12 protein-coding genes are annotated in these 13,933 nt (G+C 56.4%); 10 read left to right on the top strand and 2 right to left on the bottom strand.

What is annotated here, in order from left to right; all coding sequences use genetic code 11:
* Nucleotide 1 precedes the first annotated feature (1 nt).
* The 8 genes from ACHUE7_RS16925 to ACHUE7_RS16890 all read left to right on the top strand — a co-directional run bounded on the left by ACHUE7_RS16925 (nt 2) and on the right by ACHUE7_RS16890 (nt 9,957).
* On the top strand, nt 2-1,009 hold the full coding sequence (locus tag ACHUE7_RS16925; RefSeq protein ID WP_394171054.1) for a succinylglutamate desuccinylase/aspartoacylase family protein: 1,008 nt from the start codon (nt 2-4) through the stop codon (nt 1,007-1,009).
* A gap of 15 nt (nt 1,010-1,024) precedes the next feature.
* On the top strand, nt 1,025-2,722 hold the full coding sequence (locus ACHUE7_RS16920; RefSeq protein ID WP_394171053.1) for a transporter substrate-binding domain-containing protein: 1,698 nt from the start codon (nt 1,025-1,027) through the stop codon (nt 2,720-2,722).
* Complete coding sequence (locus ACHUE7_RS16915; protein WP_394171052.1) at nt 2,719-4,152, top strand: sigma-54-dependent transcriptional regulator; 1,434 nt, start codon at nt 2,719-2,721, stop codon at nt 4,150-4,152. The genes ACHUE7_RS16920 and ACHUE7_RS16915 overlap by 4 nt, the downstream gene beginning before the upstream one ends.
* 579 nt (nt 4,153-4,731) lie before the next feature.
* Nucleotides 4,732-5,754, top strand: coding sequence for an amino acid ABC transporter substrate-binding protein (locus tag ACHUE7_RS16910; protein ID WP_127559483.1), 1,023 nt, complete (start codon nt 4,732-4,734; stop codon nt 5,752-5,754).
* 122 nt (nt 5,755-5,876) lie between these two features.
* Entirely contained in the window at nt 5,877-7,067 is a 1,191-nt protein-coding gene (locus tag ACHUE7_RS16905; RefSeq protein WP_394171051.1) for an amino acid ABC transporter permease, read from the top strand.
* A 1-nt stretch (nt 7,068) separates the two neighbouring features.
* Nucleotides 7,069-8,160, top strand: a complete 1,092-nt coding sequence (locus ACHUE7_RS16900) for an amino acid ABC transporter permease (protein ID WP_394171050.1) — start codon at nt 7,069-7,071, stop codon at nt 8,158-8,160.
* Nucleotides 8,161-8,171: 11 nt separating this feature from the next.
* Nucleotides 8,172-8,936 (top strand): amino acid ABC transporter ATP-binding protein, encoded by a 765-nt coding sequence (locus ACHUE7_RS16895; RefSeq protein WP_127559477.1) that lies wholly within the window; start codon nt 8,172-8,174, stop codon nt 8,934-8,936.
* A gap of 286 nt (nt 8,937-9,222) precedes the next feature.
* Nucleotides 9,223-9,957: a substrate-binding periplasmic protein gene (locus tag ACHUE7_RS16890; RefSeq protein WP_394171049.1), complete on the top strand. Its 735-nt coding sequence runs from the start codon at nt 9,223-9,225 to the stop codon at nt 9,955-9,957.
* On the opposite strand, the gene ACHUE7_RS16885 is transcribed toward ACHUE7_RS16890, so the two are convergent.
* Nucleotides 9,954-10,904: an AEC family transporter gene (locus ACHUE7_RS16885; protein WP_394171048.1), complete on the bottom strand. Its 951-nt coding sequence runs from the start codon at nt 10,902-10,904 to the stop codon at nt 9,954-9,956. The two genes, ACHUE7_RS16890 and ACHUE7_RS16885, sit on opposite strands and share 4 nt — an antisense overlap.
* Nucleotides 10,905-11,294: 390 nt before the next feature.
* Between ACHUE7_RS16885 and ACHUE7_RS16880 the strand changes: the two genes are divergently transcribed.
* Nucleotides 11,295-12,917, top strand: coding sequence for a methyl-accepting chemotaxis protein (locus tag ACHUE7_RS16880; RefSeq protein WP_394171047.1), 1,623 nt, complete (start codon nt 11,295-11,297; stop codon nt 12,915-12,917).
* Between the two features lie 28 nt (nt 12,918-12,945).
* Here the strand turns inward: ACHUE7_RS16880 and ACHUE7_RS16875 are convergent, their stop codons facing one another.
* Entirely contained in the window at nt 12,946-13,323 is a 378-nt protein-coding gene (locus ACHUE7_RS16875; protein ID WP_394171046.1) for a DUF3461 family protein, read from the bottom strand.
* A gap of 224 nt (nt 13,324-13,547) precedes the next feature.
* On the opposite strand from ACHUE7_RS16875, the gene ACHUE7_RS16870 reads away from it, so the two are divergent.
* A complete protein-coding gene (locus tag ACHUE7_RS16870) occupies nt 13,548-13,832 on the top strand; it encodes a hypothetical protein (RefSeq protein WP_394171044.1) in 285 nt (94 codons plus the stop codon).
* Nucleotides 13,833-13,933: the final 101 nt, after the last annotated feature.

Raw genomic sequence — 13,933 nt, 5'->3', positions numbered from 1 at the left:
TGTGACTCAGATTAACCCCACGAGGCTAACCTCCGGCAAGTGGCATAATGTCCCCCTGTCGCTGCCCGGTGCACCCGGCAACTCCGACGCCATCATGCATTGCTTTGTGCGTCGCAGCCGCAAACCGGGCCCGACCATCTTCATCACCGCGGCCATGCACGGTGATGAGCTCAACGGTCTGGAGATCATTCGCCGCTTTATGCGCAGCCGCAAACTCGGCGGCTTGCAGGGTACAGTGATCGTCGTTCCGGTGGTTAACGTGCACGGTTTCGGGATGGGCTCGCGCTACCTCCCCGACCGGCGAGATCTGAACCGGGTGTTTCCGGGCTCGGCCAAGGGGTCTCTGGCGGCGCGCGTTGCGGAAGTGCTCATGCAGGAGGTGGTGCTGCATTCCGACTACGGCATTGATCTGCACACCGGGGCAATACACCGGTTCAACGTGCCACAAATACGGGCAGAGCTCGATAATGAGGTCGTGGAAGGTATGGCGCGAGCATTCGGCGTGCCACTGGTACTGAACAGTGAATTGCGCGAAGGGTCGCTGCGGGAGTCGGCTGGGCAGAACAACATTCCGGTCATTGTGTACGAAGCCGGCGAAGCATTGCGTCTCGATGAAATCAGCATCAAGGCCGGTACCCAGGGCATCATTAACGTCATGATGCATCTTGGAATGCTCAACGGTACACCCAAAATCCGCAAGGAACAGGCGATTGCCGACAACTCCTACTGGGAGCGCGCCAGCGATTCGGGCGTGTTTCAATGCCTGGTCAAACCCGGCACCTATATTCAGAAAGAGCAGGTCCTGGCGCGCATCATGAACCCCAGTACCATGGAAGCTTCAGAAGTTCGGGCTTCCCGCGCCGGCGTACTGGTCGGCCTGACCCAGCTGGCGCTGGTCTACGAGGGCGACGCCCTGTTCCACATTGCCCGCTACCGCGGTATGCACGAAGATGTAGCCCAACAGGTAGAGCGCTTTCACGAGGAACTGGGCCCGGAATTCGGGACCTAACACACCGGACGCTGCATGCCACATCCGAAAACTGCCTGCTTGAGTTACCTCACCTTCCTGGCTCTATTCGTGCTGGGCTGTTTACCTATGGCCTACGCAGAGCCGGCCAATCAGGTTATTCGCGTTGGCGGTGACGACAGTTACCCACCCTACGAATTCATAGACCAGGATGGCAACATCGCCGGCTACAACGTCGATATGACCCGGGCGATCGCTGAAGTGATGGGGATTGATGTGGAAATCACCCTGGACAGCTGGTCGATCATGCGGGAAAAGCTGGAAAATGGCGAAATGGATGTGCTTCAGGGCATGGTGGCCTCTGAAGAGCGCGAAAAGGAGTTCTCGTTCAGTGCACCGTCGGTGATGGTTAACTATTCCTTTTTTGCGCGCAAGGGCGACCCGGAACCCGCCAGCTATGACGACCTGAAAGGCAAGTCGGTCGTGGTTCAGCATGAGGGCATCGTTCACGATTTTCTGCGTGAAAATGATTTTGGTGTCATCATCGTCACCGTGCGGGCTCATTCCGATGCACTACGCCAACTGGCAGCCGGTAATTACGATTACGCGCTGGGCGCCACCCTACCCAGCCTGTATTACAGCCGCGAGAACAAACTGTCCAACATCGGCGTTGTTTGGCGACCACTGCGCCCTCAGCCCTATGGTTATGCGGTGAGCAAAGGCAACGAAGAAATTCTGACGCTGTTCTCAGAAGGGCTCGCCATTCTGCGCAACACCGGCCGCCAGCAAGACATCTACGACAAGTGGCTGGGCTCGCTGGAACGCCAGGGCACTACCAACTGGCGTTTGCTGGGCATTATCGCCGCCATCAGCAGTGCGGTCCTGTTGCTGGGTCTGGTTCTGGTGACCCTCTGGATTCGCACGCTGCAGCGTCAGGTGGAACGGCGCACTCAGGAGGTCAAGAAACAGCAGCAGCAGTTGATTCAGGCCGACAAGATGAGTTCACTCGGCACCCTGGTATCGGGGGTTGCCCATGAAATCAACAACCCGAGCGGGCTGATCCTGCTCAATCTGCCCATGCTGAAAGACGCCTGGGAAGATGCCCTGCCGCATCTGGACGGGCTCTATGAACAGCACGACGGCTTCGATATTGCCGGGCTCGATTACCGTCGCATACGCCATGAAATCCCCTACATCATCAACGAGATGAACGAAGGCGCCCAGCGCATCAAACGCATCGTCAACGACCTGCGCGATTTCGCCCGCCAGGAAGCGACCGATGCCATCGAACCGATGAACCTGAACGATGTGGTCTCCACCGCCGTGCGTCTGCTCGATGTCACCATTCGTGGCTACACCAACCGGTTCAGCCTGATTCTCGACCCCTACCTGCCCTCAATGCTGGGCCACCCGCAGCGCATCGAGCAGGTGGTGATCAACCTGATCATTAACGCCTGCCAGTCACTGCCGGACGACCAGCACGGTGTAAAGGTCGAGACCCGCATCGACCACATCCGCCAGCGCATTGTGCTTTCCGTGCACGATGAAGGCTGTGGCATTGAACCGGATGCGATGCCCAACCTGACCGACCCGTTTTTCACCACCAAACGCGAACAGGGCGGGACCGGGCTTGGCTTGTCGGTCTCGGCCGGTATCATTAAGGCTTACGATGGCACCATGAAGTTTCATTCACGCCCCGGTGAAGGCACCCGGGTAGACGTCACCTTTCCGTGGAAGATGGTCGAACCTCAATGACAGACAATAAAAACAAGAAACGCAGTCTCTACCCTGAGTTCGGTGTTTTACTGATCGACGATGAACCCTCCTACCATCGCAGCCTGGGCCTGATGCTCGAACGCAAGGGCGGTATCACCAACCTGCACTATTGCCAGGACAGTCGCGAGGCCATGAGCTACCTGGAACACCACGCCATAGGCGTGGTCCTGCTTGATCTGAACATGCCCCATAAATCCGGCAAAGACTTGCTGATCGAGATGGCCGAGGCCTTCCCCGATGTTGCCGTGGTGGTCATCAGTGGTTTGAATCAGGTCGAGACGGCGGTGGAGTGCCTGCGTCTGGGTGCCTTTGATTTTTACGTGAAGACCACCGAGTCCGCGCGGCTGCTCGAAGGCATCAAACGCGCCATTCAACTGCAGGAAATCAAACGGGAAAACCAGGAGCTGCGCCATCGGGTACTCAGCCGACGACTCGACTCCCCCGAGGCCTTTGCCAACATCCTAACGCAAAGCCGAAGCATGGCCTCGGTGTTCCAATATCTGGAATCGGTCGCGAAAAGTTCACAACCTGTGATGATCTGCGGCGAAAGCGGCACCGGAAAAGAACTGATCGCCCGGGCGGTTCACACCCTGAGCGGTCGCCAGGGCAAGCTGGTAACGGTGAATGTGGCCGGGCTCGACGATCACATCTTTAACGACACCCTGTTCGGCCACCGCAAGGGCGCCTTCACCGGTGCCGACCAGGAGCGGCGCGGCCTGGTCGAGGAAGCTTCCGGCGGTACCCTGTTTCTCGATGAAATTGGCGATCTGAGCCCCAGCAGCCAGGTGAAATTGCTGCGGTTGCTGCAGGAAGGCGAGTTCTACCCCATGGGCGCAGACCGGCCGAAGCGCCTGCAAGCTCGCATTTTCGTTGCCACCCATCAGGACCTGGCAGAGCGCCAGCGCGACGGAGCCTTCAGGCGCGACCTCTATTACCGGCTCTGCACCCACCAGGTGTTAATCCCGCCTCTGCGCGCGCGCCGCGAAGACATTCGCCTGCTGTTTACCTTTTTCGCCGAGCAGGCCGCCGACGACATGGGCAAACCCCTACCCGAGTTCAGTCCCGACCTCTGGGCCGCACTGCAGGCCTATGAATTCCCGGGCAACGTGCGCGAGTTGCGTGCCATCGCGTTCGACTCGGTGAGCCGGCATCATGGTGGTGCCATGACTCGTCAGGATCTGCACCTGTTCAGTCAAACCCAGGGCGGCGACACCAGCAGTCACGACAACACCCTGGTTCACTTCCCGCCCGACAATCGATTGCCTACCCTGGCTGAAATCGACGATCTGCTGATCGCCGAGGCCATGCACCGGGCAGACCACAATCAGTCTATCGCAGCCCGGATTCTGGGCATTTCACAGCCGGCTTTAAGCAAACGGCTAAAGCGGCAGCGCGAACTCGAATCGTGAAACGGCCGGTAAAACGCGCTCGGCAGCGAAGCATTTGTGAGCCAACACTCAAAACGGCGCCCGGCTATTCCTTTGGTTATAGTTATTCCAATGGTTATATCCAGCCCCATACACCCTCCTGACAATCCTCTGACACCCGATAAACCTATGTAAAGCACTGCCTCAGTGCACTTTCTCACAGCGAACCCACGCACTGCCTTGGCGCAGTGCAGAATAGGGATCGCCCCGGGGCGGGCGGCTATTCCTCTGGTTATAGCCCCAACCTCCCTGAAAAGGCTGTGAAATAACCAATAAAGCCTTTAATATCAATGGATTAGAGTGTATCGGTACAAATTGGCCTTATCCTTGCAAATCATTAACCGCATCGAACCATAATAAATAAAGTAAGGCGACTCTGGTTGCCGCTCGATCCTCCTTACAGACTGCAGACGTTTCGGCGTGTGCATCATGTTTGTTTTCGGTCACGAGCCGAAGACGAGAATCCACACAGATCTTCGGTCTGAGTGGTCTTCAGTGCTTGGGTACACCGACAGGTCTGCCAAAGCCGATAATAAAAGCAATGAAATAATGGAGAGTAAAATGCTTAAGAAACTGACCAGCACTAGCGCCGTAGCGGCGCTGTCACTGTCTGTCCTGGCCGCTGGCGTACAAGCCGGTGAAACCGTTGATGCAGTCATGGACAAAGGCTACATTCAGTGCGGTGTTAACACCTCTCTGGCTGGCTTCTCAAACGCCACTGGCGGTGAGTGGGCCGGACTCGACGTCGACCTGTGCCGAGCGGTTGCCGCAGCCATGCTGGGTGACTCAGAAGCCGTTCGTTTTACTGCTCTGACCGCCAACCAGCGTTTTACCGCCCTGCAGTCTGGCGAAGTCGACATTCTGTCTCGTAACACCACCTGGACTCTGACCCGTGATACAGCTCTGGGCCTGAACTTCGCTGGCGTCAACTACTACGACGGCCAGGGTTTCATGGTTCGTAAAGATCTGGGTGTTTCCAGTGCCAAGGAACTGAGCGGCGCGGCAATCTGCGTTGAGCCAGGTACCACAACCGAACTGAACCTGGCCGACTATTTCCGTGCCCAGGGCATGGAATTCGAGCCGGTTGTTATCGAGAACACCTCTGAAGTAACCGCCGCCTTCTTCGCTGGCCGTTGCGACGTGTACACCACAGATGCTTCAGGTCTGGCCTCTGCGCGTAACGTCTCTGCCGAAAACCCGGCTGACTACATGATCCTGCCAGAAATCATCTCTAAAGAGCCCCTGGGCCCTGCGGTTCGCCATGGCGATGATGAGTTCATGGACATTGTCCGCTGGACACTGAACGCCATGATCGAAGCTGAGGAATATGGCATCACTTCCGAGAATGTTGATGACATGCGTGACAACAGCTCAAACCCTGGCGTACAGCGTCTGCTGGGCACGACTCCGGGTCTGGGTGAAGCATTGGGCATCGACGAAGACTGGGCGTACAACATCATTTCTCAGGTTGGTAACTACGGTGAGTCTTACGAGACCAACGTAACCGAACTGCTGGGCCTGGAGCGTGGTATTAACGCTCTGTGGACCGACGGTGGCCTGATGTATGCCCAACCCGTTCGTTAATCATGAGCCTGGCAATGCAATATTGCTGATCTCTGTTTAACGCCGCGGCCCTGTCCTTCAGGGCCGCTTTCTAAAAGCTCATTGCATTATTCTGATTTGCATTCCCTTTGGAGACGTCGGGTATGAGCCCCAAACACTCAAAAAGTAACGACGTTAACCCGATTCTGACTCTTTTGTATGACAAGACATTTCGCTCTGTCGTCTATCAGATTCTGGTTTTTGGTGGAGTTTTTCTGCTCGGCTGGTACTTGGTCGGCAACACCATGGCCAACCTCGAGAGCCAAAACATCGCCACCGGCTTCGGTTTTCTGGAACGTGAAGCCGCCTTTGGTATCAGCGAAAGTGTCATCGCCTACTCGCCTGAGAGTAACTACGGCCGAGCCTTGCTGGTTGGCATTACCAACACACTTAAAGTGGCCAGCATCGGTATTGTTCTCGCGACCATTCTCGGGACTCTGATCGGTATTGCCACGGTTTCAAAAAACTGGCTGCTGCGTTTCATCGGCGTTACCTACATTGAAACCTTCCGGAACATTCCAGTATTGCTGCAGTTAATTTTCTGGTACGCCATCATTAACCGCGGTCTGCCCAACATCCGTTCAGCACTTAGCCCGATCGAAGGGGTCTACCTGTCTAACCGGGGGCTTTATATTCCCGTGATGGCCGACCACCCGGCCTGGACCTGGGTGGGTGCTGGATTCATCGTCGGCATCATCGGCGCGATCATCTTGCGCAAATGGAGCTTGAAACGTCTGGAAGCGACCGGCCACATCTTCCCGCACCTGAGCGTGGGTCTGGGCATCGTTGTTGCGGTTCCCTTCCTGGTTTGGTTGGTATTTGGCGCTCCTACCGAGTTAAATATGCCCGCGATTCAAGGGTTCAACTTCCAGGGTGGCGCACGCATGAGCCCTGAGTTTACCGCCTTGCTACTGGGTCTGACGCTCTACACCACAACCTACATCGCGGAAGTGGTTCGAAGCGGTATCCAGTCGGTTCCCCATGGACAGACAGAAGCAGCTACCTCTCTGGGGCTACGCTCTACCTGGATCATGCGATTGATCGTGCTGCCACAGGCACTGCGCGTCATCATTCCGCCACTGACCAACCAATATCTGAACCTGACCAAGAACAGTTCGTTGGCCGTTGCCATTGGTTACCCTGATCTGGTGTCTGTCTCGAACACCACCATGAACCAGACGGGTCAGGCCGTTGAGGGGGTCGCAATCTTCATGACGGTCTACCTCAGCATCAGCTTGCTGGTCTCCTTCTTTATGAACTGGTACAACAAGCGCATGTCGCTGGTGGAGCGTTGATATGACCGAGAATACCAACCGAGCCCGGCCCATCAGCGGACCCGTTCTGAATCGCAGTCTGCGCTGGATGAGAGACAATCTTTTCTCGTCACCGATTAATACGATCATTACTCTGCTGTGCGTCTACATTATCTGGAACGTACTCGACGTTATTGTTTCCTGGGCAGTCCTCAATGCCAGCTTTGGTGCAGCCAAGGAGGCCTGTGAAGCCGCTACCGGAGCCTGTTGGGCCTACGTTCACGACATGTGGCGTTTCCTGTTGTTTGGCACCTTCCCGGCTGATCAGCACTGGCGCCCATTGCTGGCGATGATCATGCTGACATCGGGTATGTTGCTGAGCATGAACCGCCGCTTCTGGTCACCCTGGCTGGCCGTCGCCTGGATTGTCGGGTTCATCGCCGTTTATTTTGTCCTCAGGGGCGGAATACTGGGGTTGTCACCCGTGCGTACTGCCCAGTGGGGTGGTCTGACTCTGACACTGGTACTGGCTGTTGTCGGCATCGCCTTTGCAGCACCGCTGGCGCTAATGCTGGCGTTGGGGCGGCGTTCCGATATGCCATTGATCAAAGTTGTCTGCATTGTGGTCATTGAAGTATTCCGGGGTGTGCCTTTGATCTCGGTTCTGTTCATGGCCTCGGTTATGTTCCCGCTGTTTTTGCCAGAGGGTGTAAGTATTGACGTACTGCTACGGGCACAGATCGGCATCATCATCTTTCAGGCTGCGTACCTCGCCGAAGTGTTCCGCGGAGGCATGCAGGCCATTCCCAAAGGTCAGTATGAAGCCGCAGATTCGCTTGGCCTGAATTACTGGCAAAAGACGTTCAAGATCATTTTGCCACAGGCACTGCGCCTGGTGATCCCGCCAACCATGAGTACCTTTATTTCGTTGTTCAAGGATACCTCTCTGGTGGTCATTATCGGCTTGTTTGATCTACTGGCAGCAACCCGCGCAGCCGTCAACGACCCCATGTGGCGCCAGCAATTTATTGAGGCCTATGTATTCATTGCCCTTATTTACTTCTGCTTCTGCTTCTTTATGTCGAGATACAGTGCGTACCTCGACAATGACCTGAAGAAGAGCACCTCACACTAGGAGTCCAGAATATGACTGAACAAAGCCGCCTGGCCGACCGTGAATCTGTTATTCAGGTCAAGAAAATGAACAAGTGGTACGGTGACTTTCACGTACTGACCGACATCGATCTGGACGTGAAACAGGGTGAACGCATCGTCATCTGTGGACCTTCCGGCTCCGGTAAATCGACGCTGATTCGTTGCCTGAACCGGTTGGAAGAACATCAGGAAGGCGACATCACCGTCAACGGCATTGAGCTGGGTGACAACGTCAAGAACATCGAAGTCATCCGCAAGGATGTGTGCATGGTGTTCCAGCACTTTAACCTGTTCCCGCATCTGACCGTGCTCGACAACCTCACGCTGGCACCCATGTTCGTGCTCAAGCAACCCAAGCGGGAAGCCGAAGCAACGGCCATGAAGTTTCTTGAGCGGGTTAAGATTGCCGAGCAGGCCAACAAGTTCCCGGGACAGCTATCCGGTGGTCAGCAACAGCGCGTGGCGATTGCACGGTCATTGTGCATGAACCCGAAAGTCATGTTGTTCGATGAACCGACCTCGGCGCTCGACCCGGAGATGATCAAGGAAGTGCTGGACGTAATGATCGAGTTGGCCGAAGAAGGCATGACCATGTTGTGCGTTACCCACGAGATGGGCTTCGCCAAACAGGTTGCCGACCGGGTAATCTTCATGGACGCTGGCCAGATTGTTGAAGAGAACGAACCTCACGAGTTCTTCAACAACCCGCAGAACGACCGGACCAAGTTGTTCCTGAGCCAGATTCTCGGTCATTAAAAAAAATAACAAACCCGGTTTCAGCGTGCCGGGTTGATGTTTACAACAGGCGAGTCAGTCCTGGCTCGCCTGTCGCTTGCTCCACCCCGGTGTTTTAAAAAAGCACGGTTTTTACCCTCCCGCAGCGCCCAAGCCGCAGGTCGTCTGTGCGCACACGGTTTGCTGTACGGAACTGTCTTGACCAAGCACAGTCTGAGCCAGGGAACCGCTCATGATGACCAATCGATGGATAGCCTGACCCAAAAACGTCCAGCCTTCTGACTGGAATCACCTGAGAGTCACTGTCATGAAAAACAGCATTACCCTGGCTAATTCTTTGTTGTTGTCTTTGCTCTGCCTGATCGGTTTGCCAGCCATCGCCGAAGACGATGATACCCAGTTGTACATCTACACCGAGAACTACGGCAACTATAACTACAGCCTCAGTGGTCGCGACTACGAACACCGGCGAGATGATATTGGCGGCACGTCAACCGAGGTCGTCAAGGCATTGCTTGCCGATGCCGGTTACGAATACCGCATGCGATTGCGCAACTGGGGAGTAGGGTACGGCCGAACCCTGGAACGCCCATATTACGGGATATTTTCCACGGCCAGAACGCCGCAGCGGGAAGACATTTTTCAGTGGGTAGGCCCGATCGCCCAGTACAACTGGACGATCTTTCGGTATGAAGGCAGTGATGCCGAGGTCAACGATATTGATGACCTGCGCACGCTCAGAGTGGGTGGTTATGCTAACTCGGCCACCACGCTGTTCCTGCAGGACCAGGGCATTGAAGTCTCTACCCTACCCAACGACAGCCTGAATGCGCAGCGACTGGCTCAGGGTCAGATCGACGTGTGGATCGCCTCCGACGTCAATGCTTACGACCTGGCCGAAGAAGCCGGCTACCCTGCCATCGAACCGGCCTGGATTATTCGCACGGTCGACATGTACCTGGCAATGAACAAGGACACCCCGGTTGAGGTCGTCAACCAGCTGCAGGCGTCACTGGAACGCGTGCAAAGTCAGGCCAATTAAACCCAACCGAGGGCGCGCAATACGACCAGCCCCAGGCTGGTCGTCACCAGGCTCACCACCGTCGTCGTGGCAATGATGGAGGCCGCCAGATTGGCATTACCGCCCATTGCACGCACCATCACATAACTGGCAGCAGCCGTGGGCGTGCTGGCCATCAGGTAGAACACGCCCAGCTCAACCTCCCGGTACCCCAGGCTGTAGGCAATTAGCACACCACTGAGCGGAATCAGCGCCAGTTTGAAAACCGATGTTAGGGTGGTCACCCTCCCGGCTTCAACAAACCCGGCCCAGCTTAAACTGGCACCAACACAGATCAGCGCCAAAGGCAGGGTCATACGGGCAAAATAGTCACCGGTATCGAGCACCCAGTCCGGAACCGGAATACCCAGCACGACGATGACACCGGCCAGGGCGATGGCGATGATCAGCGGATTGCGAATAATGTCTTTGGCGGCAGACACCAGCGGGTGGCCCACAACCTGGCGCGGCGACCAGCGGCTTAGCGTAATCACCGACAGTACGTTGTACAGCAAGGTAATAAAGGCGAGATAGACGGACGCCAGCACGGCGGCTTCCTGACCAAAGGCATTCAGCGCAAAGGCCAGCCCAATAATACCCATGTTGCCGCGAAAGCTGCCCTGCACAAACACACCGCGCTCGTCTTTGTGCGGTACCAGCCAGGGGGCCAGCACTGACAACACAACAAACCAGCCCAGGGTAAACAGGGCTGCGACCAGAATGATGCCGCCGCCCGGTATGGTCTCCGGCCGGGAACCGACAATGTTCAAAAACAACAGGCTGGGCAGAGCAACATTAAACACCAGTTTGGAGCCACTCTGCACAAAGGCATCGTTGATCCATTCCCAGCGTTTGAAAGCCGCCCCCAACACCACCACCAGGGCAATCGGGCCGGTAATCTGTAGCGAAAACAACAAAAGAGACAACACCAGGGCGTTTCCTCGCAGGCAGGCAAACTGAACAACAACCTCGGCGACCGCCGGGGCGGCGGCAGTCTACCACCAAGCCACAATAAAAACTCAATGGCCGACCAAATCCGCCGATACTACACTTACACATGAATGACAGAATTCGTGACAAACCAACCACGAGTTCACTGAGGAGACAAGCAGCGGGTGCCGGGTGTGCCCCTGTGGGGTAGTCCGCAGCAGGGATGCTGCGGCCTAGGCTCCATGGATGGATCTACGCCGACCCCACAGGGGTACACCCGGTAGCCGGTGCGGGCCAGTGCCACTGAGGTAACCCGAACTCCGAAACAAAAATAGGCAGACCTTCCCGGGCCAAAACAACAATCCATCAGAATGCCGAGGAATCGCCCTGTGTTTAAACGCTTCACCATCCGTCAGCGGCTTACCGCCACTTTTGTCGGCATCGTGCTGGTTTTCGTCGTACTGGGTTCGCTTAGCCTGAACCGGCTCGATGCCAGCAATGCCCAGGTCTCGGTCATCGCCCAGGACCGGTTACCCAACCTCATCGCGGCCAACACCCTGTTCAAGTACTTCAGCGATATTCAGGTGCCGGCCACGGCGATGATCTTTTCGAGTTCAGCCTCTGAACGAGAAGCGTTGCAACAGACCATCGATGCGTCAGTCGCCGCGCTGAACGCGGCCAAGGAGTCGTATCAGCAGAACATCACCGCCGATGAAAATCAGCTGATTTTCGATGGCTTTGTTGCCGCCGAGACCCAGTTTTTGCAGGCGTTGAACGACGGCATTCAACTGGCCTCCAACTGGCGTGGCGCCGATGCACTGCGTCTTCGCACCGAGACCATGCTGCCACTGGCTGAGCAAGCTTTTGACCATCTGCAAGCGCTGATCAACTATCAGCAAGAACGTATCGCCGCGGCTGAACTGGAAGCCGGTCAGGCTTACCAGGCATCCCGCCTGGTAACCATTGCAGCGATCAGCGCAGTCGCTGTCTTACTCGCGCTGATCGCCTGGTCGCTGGTCAGAAGCATTTCCCGGCCGTTGCAGCAGGCCATTCATGTTGCCAACGACATTGCTGCCGGTACGCTGACGACCGATATCAACATAGAAGGCAAAGATGAAATCTCCCTGCTATTGCAGGCTCTGCGAACCATGCAACATAGCCTGCGCGATACTCTGAGCCAGATCGCCGAATCTGCCGACCGGCTTGGCCATGCTTCGACCACGCTCGATGCCGTCACCGAGCAGTCGCTGCAGGAATTGCAGCAACAAAACGATCAGTTGGAGCAAGCCGCCACCGCCGTTAACGAACTGACCGCCGCCATTGAAGAGGTGGCCAGCAATGCCGTGGGCACCGCCAATGAATCCCAGCAGGCCAATGAACGCACCCAGTTTGGCCGCGAGAAAGTGCAGTCGACCGTTCAAGCCATTGAGCAACTGGCCAGCCGCATTCAGGGCGCCAGCGGCAATATGACCACGCTGGCGCAACGTGTAGCCGATGTCGGCTCGGTACTGGATGTGATTCGAGCCATCGCCGAGCAGACTAATCTGCTGGCATTGAATGCGGCCATTGAAGCCGCCCGTGCCGGAGAGGCGGGCCGGGGGTTTGCCGTGGTGGCCGATGAAGTACGCGCCCTGGCCAGCCGCACGGCTGACTCAACACGCGAAATTGAAGCCATTATTCAGGCGGTGGAAACCAGTTCGGAGCAGGCGGCGGGTACCTTGCGTGACAGCGATACCGATGCACAGCACACGCTGGATGCCGGCCACGAGGCTGGCGAGGCGCTGGTCGCCATTGCCGATCTGGTCAACACCATCAACGACCGCAACACCGCCTCGGCCAGTGCCGCCGAACAACAGGCGCAGGTGGCAAAAGAAGTCGACAAAAACCTGGTCAACCTGCGCGACCTGGCGGCCAACACCGCCACCGGTGCCGACCAGACCCGAAGCTCGAGCCGGGATCTGGCCAGCCTGGCCGATAACCTGAATCGGCTGGTCAAGCGCTTCGAGGTCTAGCAAGGGCTCCTATGCGGAGCCTGCCTTCTTACAGCTTTTTCAGATCGGCTTCGATTTCCTCGATCTTGCTTTGCACCACTTTTTCCAGGTGCTGCAGATCGTTGAGAATCTTTTTCTTCAGGTCGACTTCTTTGACTTCACGTTTGGCAATGACGTCGAGCTCTTCGACCACGTACCGCAGCGTTGGGGCAATCTCGGTGGTATCGGTGTATTTCTGCGTGCCGCTGTCGACTTTCACGCGCTTCATCTGACGTGGGTATTTGAATTTTTCACTGCGCGCAAACATCTCGCCTTTATCACGCTTGTAATAAATCTTCAAAATATCGAACCGGCCTTCGGTGCGCAGGGTGTATTTTTCAATTCGGTCGGTGTCGGTAACGCCAATGGCTTTCAGGTTTTCAAACATGGACAATCCTTTACGGGAAACAGTAGGTGCTTGGGCGGTGGATAATCTGAGTAGTACAGTCAGATTAGAACATTCACTGCAGGTATCAACACCCTGTCGCAGTTTTGTAGCACCCGACACGGGGTGACCTGTAGCGCGGCGTGTACAGCGTTTGAAACAGCGCAAAGACGAATCGCTGACCGGCACAGAGATCCCTAAACCATTACACTGGAGGAACCTGAAACATGACGTTGCACATCCGGCTGATCGAAATTGAGCGCTATGTCCCCGGCGTGAATAACACCGCCGATCTGGCGCGCGCCTTCGGTCCGCTTAAACGCTACTGCCGTGACCAGGTCAATGTGGCACTGACACTGGCACCCTGGTCCGAGGCCGATCGCGGTGAAGCTGCCCTGGTCATTCTGGGCATCGACCGGGGCCAGGTAGAAACCGAAGCACGTCACCTGGAGGACTGGATGGAAGCCAACCTCGAAGGCCAAAGCCTGCGCCTGGAAGCCAGCTGGCTATAGGCCAAGCTTGGCAGTGTGGTTGCGTTGGGTGCCTTGGGCGCGCGCCAGCCAGCCGGGTCACCGCTGCTCATCTATTCAGCAAGCGCCTGATTTTGAACTGA

This window comes from Saccharospirillum alexandrii, from assembly GCF_043641555.1.
GTDB lineage: Bacteria > Pseudomonadota > Gammaproteobacteria > Pseudomonadales > Natronospirillaceae > Saccharospirillum > Saccharospirillum alexandrii_A.
The sequence above is the reverse complement of the archived record's forward strand: the minus strand, read 5'-3'. Positions and strand labels throughout refer to the sequence as shown.